The organism is Phenylobacterium sp., assembly GCF_030693405.1.
Classification (GTDB): domain Bacteria; phylum Pseudomonadota; class Alphaproteobacteria; order Caulobacterales; family Caulobacteraceae; genus Phenylobacterium.
Window position 1 is genome coordinate 1 of sequence record NZ_JAUYAW010000078.1, and the last position, 16706, is coordinate 16706.

A 16706-nucleotide genomic window follows, 5' to 3' on the forward strand; every position below is an offset into this window, starting at 1 on the left:
TGTCCTTCCAGGCCTTGGCCTTGGTGTTGCCGCCCGAACCGAAGTTCATCTTTGACGGATCGGCTTCCGGGAGGTTGTCGGGGTCGAGGCCCGCCGCCAGGATCGAGGGCCGCAGATAGTTGCCGTGCACCCCGGTGAAGAGGTTCGAATAGACGATGTCCTCGCCCGAGCTCTCGACGATCATGTCCTTATAGCCCTGGGCCGCATTGGCCTCCTTCGTCGCGATGAAGGCCGAGCCGATATAAGCCAGGTCCGCCCCCATGGCCTGGGCGCCCAGGATGGCCGCGCCATTGGCGATGGCGCCCGAGAGCGCGATCGGTCCGTCGAACCAGGTCCGCAGCTCCTGGATCAGGGCGAAGGGCGACAGGGCGCCGGCATGGCCGCCGGCCCCGGCCGCCACGGGGATCAGGCCGTCGGCGCCCTTTTCCACCGCCTTGCGGGCGAAGCGGTCATTGATCACGTCATGCATGACGATACCGCCATAGGCGTGCACCGACTGGTTCACATCCTCCCGCGCGCCCAGCGAGGTGATGATGATCGGGACCTTGTACTTGGCCGCCATCTCCACATCGTGCTCCAGCCGGTCGTTGGTCTTGTGCACGATCTGGTTCACCGCGAACGGCGCCGAGGGCAGGTCCGGGTTCTTGGCGTCCCAGTCAGCCAGCTCCTCGGTGATCTGGGCCAGCCACTCGTCCAGCTGGCTCGCCGGCCGGGCGTTCAGCGCCGGGAACGAGCCGACGATGCCGGCCTTGCACTGGGCGATCACCAGGTCCGGGTTCGAGATAATGAACAGCGGCGAGGCGATGACCGGCAGGCGCAGGCGGTCACGGAGAATGGGCGGCAGGGCCATGGGCGTTTCCTTTGTCGGCGGACAGGCTTGTGATTTACGATGTAAGGGAAAAGCGCCGCCGGGCGCAAGAAGTCACGCGACCTGCCGCAGGGTGAACCCTCCTGGGGCGAGAAACCGCGCTCAGGCGCCGTTGCGGCGCCCTTGACGCTCCCCGCGCCCCCGGCTCATCACAGGGGGGATGGTCCAGAACGCTTTCCCCGCCGTGGAATTTCCGCCGGCCAGCGCCGAAGACTGGCGCGCCCTTGTGCTCAAGACCCTGGGCGACAAGCCCCCGGAGAGCCTCACCACCACAACCGCCGACGGCCTGACCATTGCGCCGCTCTATGACGCAGGCGAAGGCGCGCCGGTCCCGAGCCGGCCCTTTGATCCTGATCGCGCCTGGGACCTGCGGGCTGCGACGCGACATCCGGACCCCGACCGGGCCAATGCCGACCTCCTGGCTGACCTGGAGGGCGGCGCCGCCTCGGTGCTCATCAGTCTTGATCCCACCGCCCAGGCCGGCGTGGCCGTGGGATCGACAGAAGTCCTCGCCCGGGTGCTGGAGGGCGTGATCCTGGAGCTCGCCCCTGTCGCCCTGGACGCGGGCTTTCTGGGGACCCAGGCCGCCGACTGGCTGAGCGGGGTGGCCAAGGCCTCGCCCACCGCCCTTCTTCAATTCCACCTCGATCCCCTGAGCGCCTTCGCCCGCACCGGCGCCAGCCCCGGCCCCATCGAGGCCCACCTCTTCGCCTGCGCCGGCGCGGCCGCCCGCCACGCGGTCACCTATCCCCAGGCGCAGCTCTTCCTGGCCTCCGGCGCCGTGGTTCACGAGGCCGGCGGCGGGGCCGCCTGCGAGGTGGCCTTCGCCGCCGCCAGCGCGCTCGCCTATGCCAAGGCCATGGTCCGGGCCGGCATGGCCATGGACCAGGCCTTTTCCCGCATCACCCTGGGTCTCGCCGCCGAGGCCGACTACTTCCTGACCATCGCCAAGCTGCGCGCCGCCCGCCTGGTCTGGGCCAGGCTCGTCGGCGCCTGCGGCCTGGATATCCCGGCCCGCATTGAGGCCCGCTCCTCCCAGCGGATGCTCACCCGTCGCGACCCCTGGACCAACATGCTGCGCCTGACCTCGGCGGGTTTCGGCGCGGCCGTCGGCGGGGCCGACGCCGTCGTCCTGGGCGCCTTCACCGACGCCCTTGGCCGGCCTTCGCCGCTGGCGCGGCGCCAGAGCCGCAATACCCAGCTGGTCCTGATGGAAGAGGCCCATATCGGCCGCGTCGCCGACCCGGCCGCCGGCTCCGGCTATGTGGAGGCGCTGACCGACCAGATCGCCCGGGCGGCCTGGTCAGCCTTCCAGGTGACCGAGGGCCTGGGCGGGGTGGTCTCGGCCCTGACCGCCGGCCATATCGCCGCCGAGGTGGAGACCACCTGCGCGGCCCGCGCCGAGGCCGGCGAGCCGGCCATTGTCGGCGTCACCGCCTTCCCCCCGGCCAAGGACGAGCCTGTCGAGGTGGACGCCGCCCCCGGCGCCCCAGTGGCCAACGCGCCCTCCCCGCGGCTGCCAGGCCCGGACGGCCGCTGCCCGCCGCTTGCGCCTTTACGCATTTCCGAACCCTTCGAGACCCCCAATGCCGAAGGGGCCGCCCAATGAGCGCCTTCCCAGACTTCACCGAAGTGGCCTTCGACGCCGAGCGCCCTGCGCCCAATCCCACGGCCCCCTCCGCCGCGCCCTGGCCGACACCCGAAGGGATCGACGTCGCGCCGGCCTATGGGCCCGCCGACATCGAGGGCCTCAGCGGCCTGGACGGCTATCCCGGCCTCGCGCCTTTCCTGCGCGGCCCCTATCCGACCATGTACGCCACCAATCCGTGGACCATCCGCCAGTATGCGGGCTTCTCCACGGCCGAGGATTCCAACGCCTTCTATCGCCGCAACCTGGCGGCCGGTCAGAAGGGCCTGTCGGTGGCCTTCGACCTCGCCACCCACCGGGGCTACGATTCCGACCATCCGCGGGTGGCCGGCGATGTGGGCATGGCCGGCGTCGCCATCGACTCCATCCTGGACATGCGCACCCTGTTCGACGGGATCCCGCTCGATCAGATGAGCGTGTCCATGACCATGAACGGCGCGGTCCTGCCGATCCTGGCGCTCTATATCGTGGCCGCCGAGGAACAGGGCGTGCCGCCGGCCAAGCTGTCGGGCACCATCCAGAACGACATCCTCAAGGAGTTCCTGGTCCGGAACACCTACATCTATCCGCCCGCGCCTTCGATGCGGATCATTTCCGACATTTTTTCATACACTTCGACCGAGATGCCGAGGTTCAACTCGATCTCCATTTCCGGCTATCACATCCAGGAAGCCGGGGCGACGCTGGACCTGGAACTGGCCTACACCCTGGCCGACGGAATCGAATATGTCCGCGCGGGCGTCGCCGCCGGCATGACCGTCGACAAGTTCGCCCCGCGCCTGTCCTTCTTCTGGAACGCCGGCATGAACGCCTTCATGGAGATCGCCAAGCAGCGGGCCGGCCGCCTGCTCTGGGCCGAACTCATGCAGGCCGAGTTCGCGCCCAAGGACCCCCGCTCGCTGTCCCTGCGGGCCCACACCCAGACCAGCGGCTGGAGCCTGGCGGCCCAGGACGTCTACAACAATGTCGCGCGCACCTGCGTCGAGGCCATGGCGGCCACCGGCGGCCAGACCCAGAGCCTGCACACCAATTCCCTGGACGAGGCGCTCGCCCTGCCGACGGACTTCTCCGCCCGAATCGCGCGCAACACCCAGCTCTTCCTGCAGCTGGAAAGCGGCCAGACCCGGGTCATCGACCCCTGGGGCGGGTCCTACTATGTGGAGCGCCTGACCGCCGACCTCGCCGCCCGCGCGCGCACCCACATCGCCGAGGTCGAGGCCCTGGGCGGCATGGCCAAGGCCATTGAGGACGGCCTGCCCAAGCGCCGCATCGAGGAGGCCAGCGCCCGCACCCAGGCCCGCATCGATTCCGGCCGCCAGAGCGTGGTCGGCGTCAACCGCTACCGCTCCGCCGAGCTGGACGAAATTCCGGTGCTTAAGGTCGACAACTCCGCCGTCCGCCAGCGCCAGCTGGAGAAGCTCGCCCGCCTGAAGGCCGAGCGCGATCCCGCGGCGGTGGAGAAGGCGCTGGACGCGCTGACCGCCGGCGCGGCCGGAAACGGTAACCTGCTGGCCCTGTCGGTCGAGGCCGCCCGGGCCAAGGCCACGGTGGGCGAGATCAGCTACGCCCTGGAAAAGGTCTTCGACCGCCACAAGGCCAAGGCCGATGCGGTCAAGGGCGTCTATCTGCGCGAGGCCGGCGAAACCCCTGCGGCCCAGAAGGCCAAGGCCATGGTCGGCGCGTTTTCCGCCGCCGACGGCCGCAAGCCCCGGGTGCTGATCGCCAAGATGGGCCAGGACGGCCATGACCGCGGCCAGAAGGTGATCGCCTCGGGCTTCGCTGATCTCGGCTTCGAGGTGGAGATCGGCGACCTCTTCCAGACCCCGGCCGAGGCCGCAGCCCTGGCCGTCGAACGCCAGGTCCACGTGGTGGGCGCAAGCTCGCTGGCGGCCGGCCACCTGACCCTGGTGCCCGAGCTCAAGGCCGAACTCGCCCGCCTGGGCCGCCCCGACATCCTGGTGGTGGTCGGCGGCGTGATCCCGCCGGAAGACTTCGCAGCGCTCACCGACATGGGCGTCGCCGCCATCTTCCCGCCGGGCACGGTGGTGCCCGAATGCGCCATCGAGGTGCTGGATCGCCTCAACGAGGAACTCGGCTACGCCCAGCTGGACGCCGCCCGAAGCTGATGGGTCAGAGCCCGGGCAGACTGGCGGCGAGGTCCAGTCCCCACTGGGCGTCATAGGCGCGCCAGGCGAAGGTCACGGCCACTGCCCACAGGACGCTGAACAGCGAGCCGACCAGGAAGTATTCGGCGTTCAGCTTCTCCTCCAGGTCCTTGAAGCGCGCCACGCTCTTCAACGCCACGACCGCGACCAGCACCTCCCAGGCTCCGACGACCAGGCCGCCGGCGATGGCCAGCCGCTCCAGGTGGCCGATCACCCGGCCGACGCGCGGCGTCTTTGCCGCCTCGTCGTCCGCCGCCTCGGCGCTGCGGGCCGCGCGCAAGCCGCTCCACCGCAGGAGAAGCTGGCACGCCAGATTGCCGCCCCAGGTCAGCAGCAGGAGCGCGACCAGCGACGCCCCGAGGCTATGGAGAAGGGCTGCGCTCATGTGAGGCCCAGCGCCAGGTCCAGCCTTGCGGCCATGGCTTCGAGCGCCGCCCACTGGCGCTGATAGAGGTCGAATTCGCCGGCGCGCCGGATCTTGTAGAGGGTCTGAGCCGACATCCCCAGCCGCTCGGCCAGCGGGGCGGCGGCCTCCCCCCGCAGGGCCAGCACCACTTCCCGCTGGCGGTCGGTCCAGCCGTCCTCGATCTTCGTCAACCCGGCCCCCACAGCTTCCATCAGGGCCTGGAGCTCCGGCTCGCCCCGCAGCTCGAAGCGATAGGCGTTGGCGTCGCGCTTGTCCCCCAGCCGCTGGCGGCTGCCGGCGAGCCCTGGTCCCATCATGTTCCAGGCCCGTGCTGAGTTCACCGGCGTCTCCAACAGCACCGCCCCCACCACGAACCGGCAGCCAAGCCCGGCGGTGAGGAGTTGCGCCCTCAGGTCGCGCGCCACATGCAGGCCACCTTCCAGGGTGGCGCAGAGCCCCTGGAACTCATCCCCCAGGGTGATGGTCAGGGGCGAGACGATCTGCCGCCGATGGGCGTCGTTGGCGCTCTGGACCGCGGCGTTGAAGCACGCGTGCAAGGTCTCGACCGACGCCGTGTCCTCGCTCGACACGAGGTCGCCCATAACCACGGCATGGGAGGCCCGCGGAAGCGTCTCAAGCAGCGGTTCGACAAGCGCGATCATGGCGTTACCCTATACAGGGATAATTTCGAATTGTATCCCTAAAAAGGGATACCATGGCTTAGTAGCCCATTACTGGGCTATCGCCTCCGTGGCCCCCACGCCAGCGCCATAGCCAGGACGCAGCCCCCCGCGATGCCGGCGATCAGGTCGTGGGCCAGCGTCAGGGCGAGCGTCACCGCCATCACGGCGGCCCCGCCCCGGTTCTCCCGCAGTAGGTGGGCGATCTCGGCCTTCTCCACCATGTTCCAGGCCACCACCGCCAGCAGGCCCGCCAGGGCGGCCAGGGGGATATAGGCCGCCAGCGGGGCTGCGATCAGCATGAAGGCCAGCAGATAGAGCGCGTGCAGCATGCCCGACACCGGGCCATGGGCGCCGGCCCGGACATTGGTGGCGGTCCTCGCGATCGTGCCAGTCACCGGCATGCCGCCAAACAGGGCCGCGCCGGAATTGGCGATCCCCTGGGCCACCAGCTCCATGTTGGAGCGATGCCGCCGTCCGGTCATGCCGTCGGCCACTACGGCTGAGAGCAGGCTCTCGATGGCGCCCAGCAGGGTGAAGGCCGCCGCCGCCGGCAGCACCGCCAGCACCTTGGCCATCGAGAGGTCGGGCAGATGCGGAATGGGCAGAGTGCGCGGGATGCCGCCGAACTTGGAGCCAATGGTCTCCACCGGCAGGGCCAGCAGGGCCGCGGCCGCCGAGGCGAGGCTGACGGCGATCAGCAGGGCCGGCCAGGCCGGCCGCCAGCGCCGCACCGCCAGGATCAGGACAATCACCACCGCCGCCACCGCCACGGCGGGCGGGTTGGCGCTCGGCAGGGCCTGGACGAGCGCCGCCACCTTGGGTCCGAATTCCGCAGGCTCCCCGCCGCTGAGGCTCAGGCCAAGCAGGTCGCGCACCTGGCTGACCAGGATGATCACCGCGATGCCGGCGGTGAAGCCCACTGTGACGGGCGCAGGGATCAGGCGGATCAGGTTGCCCAGGCGCAACACCCCGCCGGCCGCCAGCATCAGCCCCGACAGGAAGGTCGCCAGGACCAGCCCCTCGATCCCGTGCAGATGAACCGTGCTCGCCACCAGAACGATGAAGGCGCCGGCCGGCCCGCCGATCTGGAACCGGCTGCCCCCCAGCATGGAGACGAGGAAACCCCCGACAATGGCGGTATAGAGCCCCCGCTCCGGCCCCACCCCCGAGGCGATGGCGATGGCCATGGAGAGCGGCAGGGCCACGATAGCCACGGTCAGGCCGGCCACGGCGTCGGCCCTCAGGTCGGCGAGACGGTAGCCCTCCCTTAGCTGGCTGGCCAACTTGGGCAGATAGAGGTTCGAGGCCTTGGCGGCGTCGGTCATGGGGTTCTGAGGTTGAAGACGCGCCCCTTATCGCCGGGGCGGCCCCCACAGTCGCTGATCTGGCGCAAACTGGCCAATCAGACTGAGTTTCAGATCTTGACGCCTCGGCGTCCGGCCCGCGCCCGGCGCTTGCGATCCCAGCTCTCCGGCAGGGCGGACGGGCCATGGCGCGCCTCGATATCCTTCTGCAGCGCCTTGGCCGCCATCAGATGTCCGGGGAACAGGGTGTCCACCGCCCAGCCGGCCACAGGCACTGTGGAGGTGGCGGAGTCGAAGGCCAGATAGGCGCCCATCCGCGCCAGCGTCACGACCGAGGCGCCGCCCCGCAGGCCCTCAGCGATCAGCAGCGCGCCAGCGCCCACGCTGTAGACCGTGCCGGCGATGGGCACCCAGGCCAGTATGCCGTCGAGGCCCAGCCCGATGGGTCCGACGCCCACCAGCCGGTCAGACAGGCGCTTGATCCGCTCGGCGGCGCGCCAGGCGCGGTGCGCCTTGTCCTGCGTCACCGCCACCGGACCGCTCCATCGCGACAAACCAAACCCGGCTCAGCCGAGGAACACGACTCGGCGACGTTCCTTGCCATCCTTGATGCGCGACAGGATGTCTCGATATTCGGGCGTATGGACCACATCCTTGCGGGAGCCTTCAAAATAGATGGTCTCTTCCATATGCTTGATCATCAGGTCAGCCGCCCATTTGTGACCTGAAAACAGCACGTCCGCCAGCTTGCCGAGTCCGCCTGGCACCGGCGCGATCCCGATGGCCAGATCGGCCAGCAGCACCATGGTCGCCTCCAGCATCACCATAGGCGCGCACCGGGCGCGGAACCCGTCGCTGAGCAGGACCAGACCTGCGCCGGCGCTGTAGAGCCCGCCGGCCCAGGGAATCCAGGTCAGCAGGCCGTCGAGCCCCACCCCGATGGGGCCGATCTTGATCACATTGTCCGAAAGCCGCTTGGTGCGCTCGATGCTGGCGCGGATATTGTGAAGCTCGATGTGGGATCGGGCGAAGAACATGCGCGGCCTCCAGCGGGGTCGGGGCAATGTGGACCAACCAAGCTTAACCTTGAAGCCATTCGCGTACTTTTCATCCACGGTCAGACCCGCGCGGCGGCAATGCTCGCCCCGGGCGCGATTCCGCATCGCGAGCGTCGCAATTTGATCCTATGAATTCGCCATGGCGCGTGAACCCGACATCCTCATCGTCACCACCGACTTCCTCGAAGGCCGCCCCGTGCGCCAGCACCTGGGCATGGTCTCGGCCCAGGCCATTCTCGGGGCCAATGTGGTGCTCGACCTGATGGCCGCCATCCGCGATTTCTTCGGCGGCCGCTCCCGCGGCTATGAGCGGGTCATGGCCCGGGCTCGGGAAGACGCGCTGCTGGCCCTGGCCGAAGAAGCCAAGAAGGTGGGCGCCAACGCCGTGGTCGGCGTCGACCTCGACTACCATGCCATCGGCCCCAACGGCTCGATGCTGATGGTGGCGGTCAACGGCTCGGCCGTGGTGATCTAGCTCGGCGCCTGCGGGACCGCGGCGGCGGTCGGGATCGGCATCAGGATTTGCTGGGCGCCGGCCTCGGCGATCAGCCGGCCCTCCCCCTGAACGAAGCTGGCGCGCAGGGTGATCATCTGGCGCGTGGCGGCGATCACCTGGGCATGGATCTCCACCGGCGCGTTACGGCCGACCCGCAGAAAGCTGACCTGCAACTGGGTGGTCCTGTAGTGCTGGTCATCTGGAACCACCGTCATGGTGGCGAAGGCCAGAGTCTGGTCGGCCAGGGCGGCGATATAGCCGCCGAACAGGGAACCATCGGCCGTGTCCAGGCTGGGATGGGGCGTCCAGGTCTTGCGCACCCATCCCTCCCCCCAGGCGTCAAGGCGGCCCAACCGCAGTTGCTCGACGATCGGCGGCAACGGCCCCTGCCCAGAGCAGATCGCCTCAAGTCGTTCCGTAGCCCAAGTCATGCGACGTCCTTTCCCTATGCATCGCCTGTAGGCTAGCCAGGGCGCAGCGGGCGCCCTACTCGCCTTCGGGCGGCTGGCCTCAATCCTGAGAAGGGAGTCTCAACTGTCTGACGCGACACGGAAAGTTCCCCGCCAGAAGCGCGCCGCCGAGACCGTGGACATCATCCTCGAGGCGGCGGCTCAGCTTTTGGAGCGCGACGGCCTGGATGGCTTCACCACCAATGCGGTGGCCGAGCGGGCCGGCGTCAGCATCGGCGCGGTCTATCGCTACTTCCCCAACAAGCGGGTCCTGATGCATGCCCTGGGCGAGCGTGAGAGTGTTCTACACGCCGCGGAGATGCAGCGGCTGCTGCGGGAGAAGGGTGCGGGGCTAGCCCCCGACCGCGCCCTCGTCCGGGCCTTCATCGGCGCCTTCCAGGGTCGGGCCCGCGCCCGGCGGATCGCCATGGGAGTCTGGTTCGAGACAACGCCTGCCGAGGCCTTGGCCGGACGGTTCGAGGCCTTCACCCAGACCCTGAACCAGACCCAGGACCCCCTCGAACCGATCAGCGCCTTCGTGCTCACCCGCGCCATGCACGGGGCGATGCGCTCAGCCGTGCTGGAAGGGGTCGATTTCTTCCACGACCAGGCGTTTGAGGACGAGCTCGTCAGCCTGTCGCGCGCCTATCTTGCGCAGTTCCGCGCGCGGTCTGAAGGTCAAACCAAGGCCTGAACCGGCCCCAGGCCTCACATCATGTCGCCGGCCGCCGCGTCGAGCAGCAGGAAGACACGACCAGCGTCCGAGGCCAAAAGCGTGGCGACCATGAAGCCCTCCTGGTCCCGGGCCACCGCCTCGTCGAGCATGCCCCGGTAGCGCCGCAGATAGTCGCCGGCCTCGGCCTTCAGCGCATCGTCGGTGAACAGCCTCCGGGTCAGGCGCCGCGTGGCGGCGGGCGCCAGTCGGCGGACCACCTGGCGGGCGCCCTCCAGGTCCCCGGTCTGCACCACCGCGCCGATCTCATCGATCCGCCCGCGTGGCAGCAGGGCCGAGGGATCGATGCCCAGTGCGACGATATCCGACAGGAGCTGAGCCTCCCGACGCTCGTCCAGCGGACGCGGCGGCGGCTCATCGATGGCCGCCAGCAGGTCCTTCCAGGTCAGGCCATCCCCCTCATCCGCAGGCTCGGCCGCGGCCGCGGGCGGCGGACCGCCGGCGGACTCAAACAGGCTGGAGAATTCCTCGTCGGTGGCGGTGGGGGTCAGGCGCAGACGGGGCCGGAGGCCCGCCTCTTCGGCCGGACTCCGCCGCCCGTCGCGGGCAGGCCAGGGAGTCGAGGGCCGCAATTCCAGGGGCGCCTCGTCATCGACGCCCGCTGCTCGCGCAGGCTCAGCCCGCGGGGGGTCAGCGCGCGGGGCGGACGCCGCCGGGCGAACCCGGTCCTCCCGCGCCGCCGGCCGCCGCTCACGGGGCGGTGCGGCCGGGAAGCCCGCGCCGAGGCCCGAGCCCAGCCCGCCGCTGGCGGTGGTGGCCACAGAGCCCATCAGCCGAACGGCCTCGCTCAGCATCTCATAGTTGCGGCTGACCCGTTCCTGGAAGGCCGCGTCGATGGCCTGAGTCTCCTCGGCCGTGCGCCGGGCCTGGGCCATCAGGTCGTCCAGGCTCTCGCCCACGGCGGCCCGGACATCATCGGCCTGCTGGCGCGCCGTGGCCGGCAGTTCGGCCGCGCGGGCGTCCAGGTCGGCCAGCAGGTCCTGCAGCTCGTGAAGGGTGGCGCGGGCCGAGGCGGCGCTGGCCTCCAGCTTGCGGGCTGTCTGGGCGCCGGCCTCTTCCACCAGGCCTGCCGACTGTTCGATCAGCGAGCGCGCCTCTTCAAGACGGCCCTCGAACACCTGATCGGCCTTCTGGCCGGCGGCGAAGGCCGCTTCCGACAGCTGGTCCACCTGCTGGCGGGCGGCCTCGGCATGGCGGGCGGCGGCGGCGCGGGTCTGTTCGGCGGCCTGCGACAGGGCGTCGATGGCCGCCTGGGTCTCGGCCTGCAATTGGCCGCGCTCGCCGGCGGCGGTGTCGGCAAGCAGGCCCCAGGACTGCCGCAGGCTCTCGGCGAAGGCGTCGCGCTCGCCCTGGGCGGCGTCGGCCATGTCGGCGAACTGCTCGGTCGCCTGGGCCACCAGTTCCCGAAGCATCTGGGCGCCCTTGATGGCGCGGTCGCCCACTTCCACCGCCGAAAGCCTGGCCTCCGACAGATATTCCGCCAGCTTGGCGGTCTGGGTCTCGGCCTCGGCGGCGAAGGACTCCTGGTCGGCGCGGATACCGTGGGCCACGGCCACCAGGGCGGCGCGTTGCTCCGACAGCCCCGTCTCGGCCGCGCCCACCTGATCGGCGACGCCGGCCCCGGCGCTTTCCAGCCGGGCGATATGGCGGGTCAGATCCTCGCCCACCGTGCGGGCGATGTCGCTGGTCTCGCCGGCGGCGGCGGCCAGGTCAGCGGCCCGGGCGGCCAGCGAGGCTTCGGCTTCCCGCAGCTGGGTCTCGGCCAGGTCAGAGGCCTCGGCCACCATCTTGGCCTGGCTAGTGATGGCGTCGACCACGGCGGTGGACTGGGCGTCCAGCACGCTGGCCAGGGCGGTCATCTCCACCCGTTCCTGGGACAGGCTGCGGGTCAGGGATTCCGCGGTGCGGGCCGAGGCCGCCGCCGCATTGACCAGTTGTTCGGTCTCCGCCGCCAGAGCCGAGCGCAGGGCCGCCAGCGTCTCGCGGGCGTCATGGGCCGCCTCGCCGGCGCGGATGATCTCCTCGCGCACCTGGGCCACCACGTCGCCAGCGCGGCCGGCGGCCACCAGGGCGGGCGAAACCATCTCATCAGCCAGCCGCTGGGCGCGGCGGGTCTCGCCGGCGAGTTTCTGACCCTGCCTTAGGGCATAGGCCGCCACCCACACCAGCAGGGCCGGCGCCAGGGCCAGCAGGGCGAAGACCCCCAGCGCAAAGGCGTCGTTCTGGAAGGGCACCACATCGCCCCGATAGCCCCAGGCATAGGCCATGGGCGCAAAGGAGCAGAGGACCGAAATCGCCAGGGCGCCTGCATAGACCGGCCAGGCTGGAGGCTCGGCCTCGCGGTCGGCCGGCGCGGAGGCCTGGGCCGTCAGGGCCGAACGCCCCCCCGTCGCAGGGGGCGTCCTGGGCCGGGTCAGGTCGCCGGCCGAGGCCGGATCGGCCAGGGTGAAGGGGGCCTCGTCGGGCCGCGCCTCCGCTTCGGATGGATCTGAGCTGTAGGACTCGTCTTGCGCGGCGACCCGCGAGGTTCCAACGATTGGCGCGTCGGTGAGGTCCAGATCAAGGTCTGGTCCGGCCTCCGGCGCCTCAGCCTCGCGGGCCGACGCGGCCTCAGCCTCGGTGAGATTCTGGAAATCCAGCGGCTGACGCCGGTTCTTGATCTTCATCTGCGGCCCATTACTTGCGGCCAACACGCCCCGCGAACCGACGTTTCGTCGTCTGGCGCACGCCCTGAACGGCAAGGATTAACGTTGAACGCGTCCGGCGCAAAGCGCCATGCGGCGGATTTGCGCGCAGGCGGAGAATTTTCAGTCGGGACCGCGCCGGATCAGGCCCGGCCAAGGCTCAGAGGCACGTCGGGACAGGGGGCCACGGGCTTGGGCGCATCACAGGACTTCTGCGGCGGCTGCGGCGACACCGAGCGGGCCACCTTGCGCTCAGCCGGCGCGGTGCGCTCAGGCTGCTGAGGTTCCACCAGCACGCCCAGATGCCCATAGGCCACGGCCGAAGCGTGGATCACCACGGCTGCGACGATCTCTGTGAAGGTTTGCATCGGATCTCTCCCGTCACCGATACGAGTCTGTGGGCGACTTATCGATCAGGGGAGGAAGCGCGGCAATACGGCGTCACATGAAACTTCGTTCATGTGACGCCGACTTCGGCGCAGCGAACCTCAGTAGCGCCGGCAGACCACGTCGCGCAGGACACTGGTCGGGCCGGTGTAACGCCCTTCCCCATCCACGGCCTGTTGGGCGCGTTGGCTGGAGTCGTAATAGGCTGAGGAGCCCAGACCCTGAGAGCGGCAGAAGGCGTTGGCCGAACTGGAGCCCGCGGCGATGTCGTAGCCGTCATAGGTGGGATAGGGGAAGAAGACCGAGCGCACGCCCTCGGTGGGCCGGTACTGATTGGGGCCGCTCCAATTGCCGCCGCCCGGACGCCAGTTGCCGCCGGGAGGGGGCCGAAAGCCGCCGCCATCGTTACCACCGGCGCCGGAATAGGCCTGCAGCGAGGTGATCCGCTCGCCCATCCCCAGGGTGTTCATATTCGGGACGTCGCCGGACACATCCTGGCAGCGGCCCCCGAAGTCGGAGTTCTCGCAGATGCGCCAGCGGCCCTGGAACCGGGCGCTCATGGTCTTGTCGTTCCAGTCCCGGGGCAGGTTGGTGGCCATGCCGTAGATGGTGGTCTGACGGCCCTGGAAGTTTGGCTGGTCGAACAGGATGGCCGAGGGCTGTCGTCCGCCGCCGCCGTAGTTCTGGGCCACGGCCGAGCCGGCGGCGGCCGTCGTCACCGCCAGCACAGCGGTCAGGATCACGCGTTTCATCATACTCTACTCCCCAGTCGTCCCTCGATCGGCAACCTAGACCTTGGGCGCCCGTCGGCCAAGTCGCCCGACGCCAGATCAGGGGCGCAGGCGGAGTTCGGCCCCCTCATGGGCGAGCAGCCAGCGCTTGCGCTCCAGCCCGCCGCCATAGCCGGTCAGCGACCCATTGGCGCCGATCACCCGGTGACACGGCACAACCAGGCCCACGGGGTTGGCGCCGTTGGCCAGACCCACGGCCCGGACCGCAGATGGGGCGCCGATGTGCAGAGCCAGCCGTCCGTAGGACCAGGTTTCGCCAGCCGGGATGTCGCACAGGGCCTGCCAGACCCGATTCTGAAAGGCGGTGCCGGCTGTGGCCCAGGGGATGGCGGCCAGGGCGCCGGCTTCGCCCCCGAAATAGGCGTGGAACGGGTCCAAAAGGTCCTGGGGCGCCGGGGCGTCCCGGAGCGCCACCACGCCATAGTGGCGGCGCAGGAGCCGATCCATCCGCTCCCGATGACTGTCCCAGTCGAAGGCGCGCAGGACGCCCACGCCGTCGAACACGATCTGGGCTGCGCCCAGCGGCGTGTCGATGGGCGAGATGAACAGGGCCTCAAGCGGCGTCTTGGTCATGGGAGACCTCCATCAGGTTCAGGCGCTCGGGCTTGGGGGCGAGCCCCTCCGAGGCCCACAGGTGCAAGGCGCCATAGGCCCGCCAGGGCCGCCAGGCCTCGGCGCGCGCCAGCAGTTCGCCAGCGCTTGGGCGTATTCCGTCAGGGCCTGTCATGGCGCGCATCAGGCCGATGTCCCCATGGGGAAAGGCGTCGGGCTCGCGCATCTGGCGCAGGGCGATGTACTGGGCCGTCCATTCGCCGATCCCGGGCAGAGCCTTCAGCCTGGCCACCGCCGCCTCCAGCGACCCGCGGGGCGCGAAGAGATCGGGATCTGCCGCCGCGGCGGTCGCCAGCCCCACCAGGGCGCGGCCCCGGGCGCGGGGCATGGGCAGGGTTTCAGGATCGATCGCGGCCAGGGCCTGCGGCGTCGGAAACAGGCGGCTCAGCCCCTCCCCCGCCAGGTCCGCCGGCAGGGCCTCGCCATATTGCGCCGCCAGCCGGCCGGCCAGGGCCCGGGCGCCGGCGACCGTGATCTGCTGGCCCAGCACCGCGCGCACCGCCAGTTCGAATCCGTCCCAGGCGCCGGGCGCCCGCAGGCCGGGTCGCTGGGCCACCAGGGGCGCCAGATGTGGATCCAGCGACAGATGCGCATTCACCTGCGCCGGATCGGCCCCCAGGTCGAAGACCCGGCGCACCCGGGCGATGACCTGTGGCAAGGCCCGCAGCCGCGGAAACTGGGCGCGCACCTCCAGGGTCTCCCCGGGCCCGGACGCCACGGTGACCAGGCCTATCGTCCCATCGATCCGCAGGGCGCGGCTGTAGCGCCCGTCGCGCACCGCCTCCACGCCCGGCACCGCGCGCAGGGCCAGAAAGTCCAGGATGCCTTTCCAGTCGTAGGGGGCTCGATAGGCCAGCCGCAGGACGACCCCGCCGCCGTCCTGGGCGCTCACCTCGGGCTTCTGGCGTCGCCGCAGCGCCGCGGGCGGCCGGGCGTAAAGCTGCTGGAACGTCTCGTTGAACCGCCGCACGCTGCCGAAGCCGGCCGCCAGCGCCACCTCGGCCATGGGCAGGGTGGTGTCGCAGATCAGCTGTTTGGCCAGCAGCACCCGCCGGGTCTGCGCGACGGCCACCGGCGAGGCGCCCAGGTGCTGCTTGAACAGCCGGCGCAGCTGGCGGCCTCCGACGCCCAACCGATCGCCAAGGCCCTCCACGTCGCCGGTGTCCAGGGCGCCGTCCTCGATCATCGCCAGGGCGCGGGCCACAGTGTTGGAGCTGCCGCGCCAGGCGCCCAGGTCCGGCGAGGTTTCCGGCCGGCACCTCAGACACGGCCGGAACCCCGCCTCCTGGGCCGCAGGGGCCGAGGCGTAGAAGGTGACGTTACGGCGAAGCGGGGTCCGCGCCGGACAGATGGGCCGGCAGTAGATTCCCGTGCTGCGCACGCCGACAAAAATCTTCCCGTCCAGGCGGGCGTCGCGCATCGACAGGGCGCGGTAGCAGGCGTCGTCATCCAGATCCATGAGCGCCAGGATCGCGCCTGGCGGGCGCCCTGTCTCGCGGTTTTCGGACATCCAGCTTGCGGCTGCGCTGAGCCGCCTCCCGCGGACGCCGTTCAAACCGGAGAAATCTCGGTCGATTTCAACAATTGTTAGGCGCCATGCGGCAAAAGAGGAATGGCAATGGAGCTTCCGATGGACGTCGCGGCCCGCAACAATCTCGTCTTTCACGGTCGCGGCCCCGCCACCTATCTCTTCGCCCACGGCTTCGGCTGCGATCAGAACATGTGGCGCCACGTGGCCCACGCCTTCACCGGCCAGGGCGCCGTCGGCCTGTTCGACCATGTGGGCGCGGGGCTCTCGGACGCGTCTGCCTATTCGTCGGAGAAGTACGGCACGCTGCACGGCTACGCCGCCGACGTCATCGAGATCTGCGACAGCCAGAACCTCCGCGACGTGATCTTCGTCGGCCATTCGGTCAGCGCCACCATCGGGGTGCTCGCCGCCGTAGCCCGGCCCGATCTGTTCGCCGCCCTGGTGCTGGTCTGCCCCTCCCCCCGCTACGCCAACACCGACACCTATGTGGGTGGCTTCGACCCCGCCGACATTGAGGAACTGCTCGACCTGATGGACAAGAACCATCTCGACTGGTCGGCGTTGATGGCGCCGGTGGTGATCGGCGAGGCCAATGGTCCCGAGCTCCAGGACGAATGGCGCAACAGCGTGTGTCGGGCCGATCCCGAGATCGCCAAGGAATTCGCCCGCGTCACCTTCTGCTCCGACCACCGGGCCGAGTACAGGCAGGTCCGCACCCCGACTCTTCTGATCGAATGCAGCGACGACGCCCTGGCCCCGCCCGCCGTCGGGGCCTTCGTCCAGGCGGCCATCGCCGGCAGTCAGCGCACAATCCTCGACGCCAGCGGACACTGCCCGCACATGAGCGCGCCAGGCGAGGTGATCGCCGCCATCAAGGACTTCATGGCCGAC

17 protein-coding genes are annotated in these 16706 nt (G+C 70.0%); 5 read left to right on the forward strand and 12 right to left on the reverse strand.

What is annotated here, in order from left to right:
* The coding region (locus Q8N19_RS16335) for a nitronate monooxygenase family protein (RefSeq protein ID WP_305592512.1) at positions 1 to 850 on the reverse strand (850 nt) is incomplete at its 3' end.
* A 178-nt stretch (positions 851 to 1028) separates the two neighbouring features.
* Between Q8N19_RS16335 and Q8N19_RS16340 the strand changes: the two genes are divergently transcribed.
* Both Q8N19_RS16340 and scpA read left to right on the forward strand, forming a co-directional pair.
* Positions 1029 to 2477: a methylmalonyl-CoA mutase family protein gene (locus Q8N19_RS16340; protein ID WP_305592514.1), complete on the forward strand. Its 1449-nt coding sequence runs from the start codon at positions 1029 to 1031 to the stop codon at positions 2475 to 2477.
* A complete protein-coding gene (scpA, locus tag Q8N19_RS16345; protein ID WP_305592516.1) occupies positions 2474 to 4642 on the forward strand; it encodes a methylmalonyl-CoA mutase in 2169 nt (722 codons plus the stop codon). Before Q8N19_RS16340 ends, scpA begins: the two co-directional genes overlap by 4 nt.
* A 4-nt stretch (positions 4643 to 4646) precedes the next feature.
* Here scpA and Q8N19_RS16350 read toward each other — a convergent pair whose 3' ends face one another.
* The 5 genes from Q8N19_RS16350 to Q8N19_RS16370 form a co-directional block, all read right to left on the reverse strand.
* A complete protein-coding gene (locus tag Q8N19_RS16350; protein WP_305592518.1) occupies positions 4647 to 5066 on the reverse strand; it encodes a hypothetical protein in 420 nt (139 codons plus the stop codon).
* Entirely contained in the window at positions 5063 to 5749 is a 687-nt protein-coding gene (locus Q8N19_RS16355) for a SatD family protein (protein ID WP_305592520.1), read from the reverse strand. The genes Q8N19_RS16350 and Q8N19_RS16355 overlap by 4 nt, the downstream gene beginning before the upstream one ends.
* A gap of 77 nt (positions 5750 to 5826) precedes the next feature.
* A complete protein-coding gene (locus tag Q8N19_RS16360) occupies positions 5827 to 7095 on the reverse strand; it encodes a SulP family inorganic anion transporter (RefSeq protein WP_305592522.1) in 1269 nt (422 codons plus the stop codon).
* Positions 7096 to 7184: 89 nt separating this feature from the next.
* Complete coding sequence (locus Q8N19_RS16365; protein ID WP_305592524.1) at positions 7185 to 7607, reverse strand: DUF4112 domain-containing protein; 423 nt, start codon at positions 7605 to 7607, stop codon at positions 7185 to 7187.
* 33 nt (positions 7608 to 7640) lie between these two features.
* Positions 7641 to 8111, reverse strand: a complete 471-nt coding sequence (locus Q8N19_RS16370; RefSeq protein ID WP_305592527.1) for a DUF4112 domain-containing protein — start codon at positions 8109 to 8111, stop codon at positions 7641 to 7643.
* Between the two features lie 160 nt (positions 8112 to 8271).
* Here Q8N19_RS16370 and Q8N19_RS16375 point away from each other — a divergent pair, with 160 nt between their 5' ends.
* On the forward strand, positions 8272 to 8607 hold the full coding sequence (locus tag Q8N19_RS16375; RefSeq protein ID WP_371133883.1) for a YbjQ family protein: 336 nt from the start codon (positions 8272 to 8274) through the stop codon (positions 8605 to 8607).
* Here Q8N19_RS16375 and Q8N19_RS16380 read toward each other — a convergent pair.
* Positions 8604 to 9059, reverse strand: a complete 456-nt coding sequence (locus Q8N19_RS16380; protein ID WP_305592529.1) for a PaaI family thioesterase — start codon at positions 9057 to 9059, stop codon at positions 8604 to 8606. The two genes, Q8N19_RS16375 and Q8N19_RS16380, sit on opposite strands and share 4 nt — an antisense overlap.
* A gap of 154 nt (positions 9060 to 9213) precedes the next feature.
* Here Q8N19_RS16380 and Q8N19_RS16385 point away from each other — a divergent pair, with 154 nt between their 5' ends.
* Positions 9214 to 9771, forward strand: coding sequence for a TetR/AcrR family transcriptional regulator (locus tag Q8N19_RS16385; protein ID WP_305592531.1), 558 nt, complete (start codon positions 9214 to 9216; stop codon positions 9769 to 9771).
* 14 nt (positions 9772 to 9785) lie between these two features.
* On the opposite strand, the gene Q8N19_RS16390 is transcribed toward Q8N19_RS16385, so the two are convergent.
* From Q8N19_RS16390 to Q8N19_RS16410, 5 genes are all read right to left on the reverse strand, one after another.
* Positions 9786 to 12476 carry a polar localization protein TipN gene (locus Q8N19_RS16390; protein WP_305592533.1) on the reverse strand — a complete coding sequence of 897 codons (2691 nt, stop codon included), beginning with the start codon at positions 12474 to 12476 and terminating at the stop codon, positions 9786 to 9788.
* A 161-nt stretch (positions 12477 to 12637) separates the two neighbouring features.
* Positions 12638 to 12862, reverse strand: coding sequence for a hypothetical protein (locus Q8N19_RS16395; RefSeq protein ID WP_305592535.1), 225 nt, complete (start codon positions 12860 to 12862; stop codon positions 12638 to 12640).
* 120 nt (positions 12863 to 12982) lie between these two features.
* A complete protein-coding gene (locus tag Q8N19_RS16400) occupies positions 12983 to 13636 on the reverse strand; it encodes a beta/gamma crystallin-related protein (RefSeq protein ID WP_305592537.1) in 654 nt (217 codons plus the stop codon).
* A gap of 75 nt (positions 13637 to 13711) precedes the next feature.
* Positions 13712 to 14245, reverse strand: coding sequence for a methylated-DNA--[protein]-cysteine S-methyltransferase (locus tag Q8N19_RS16405; RefSeq protein ID WP_305592540.1), 534 nt, complete (start codon positions 14243 to 14245; stop codon positions 13712 to 13714).
* Positions 14226 to 15743 (reverse strand): DNA-3-methyladenine glycosylase 2 family protein, encoded by a 1518-nt coding sequence (locus Q8N19_RS16410; protein ID WP_305592542.1) that lies wholly within the window; start codon positions 15741 to 15743, stop codon positions 14226 to 14228. The genes Q8N19_RS16405 and Q8N19_RS16410 overlap by 20 nt, the downstream gene beginning before the upstream one ends.
* 171 nt (positions 15744 to 15914) lie before the next feature.
* Here Q8N19_RS16410 and Q8N19_RS16415 point away from each other — a divergent pair.
* Positions 15915 to 16706: alpha/beta fold hydrolase (locus Q8N19_RS16415; RefSeq protein WP_305592544.1), on the forward strand; the 792-nt coding region annotated here is incomplete at its 3' end.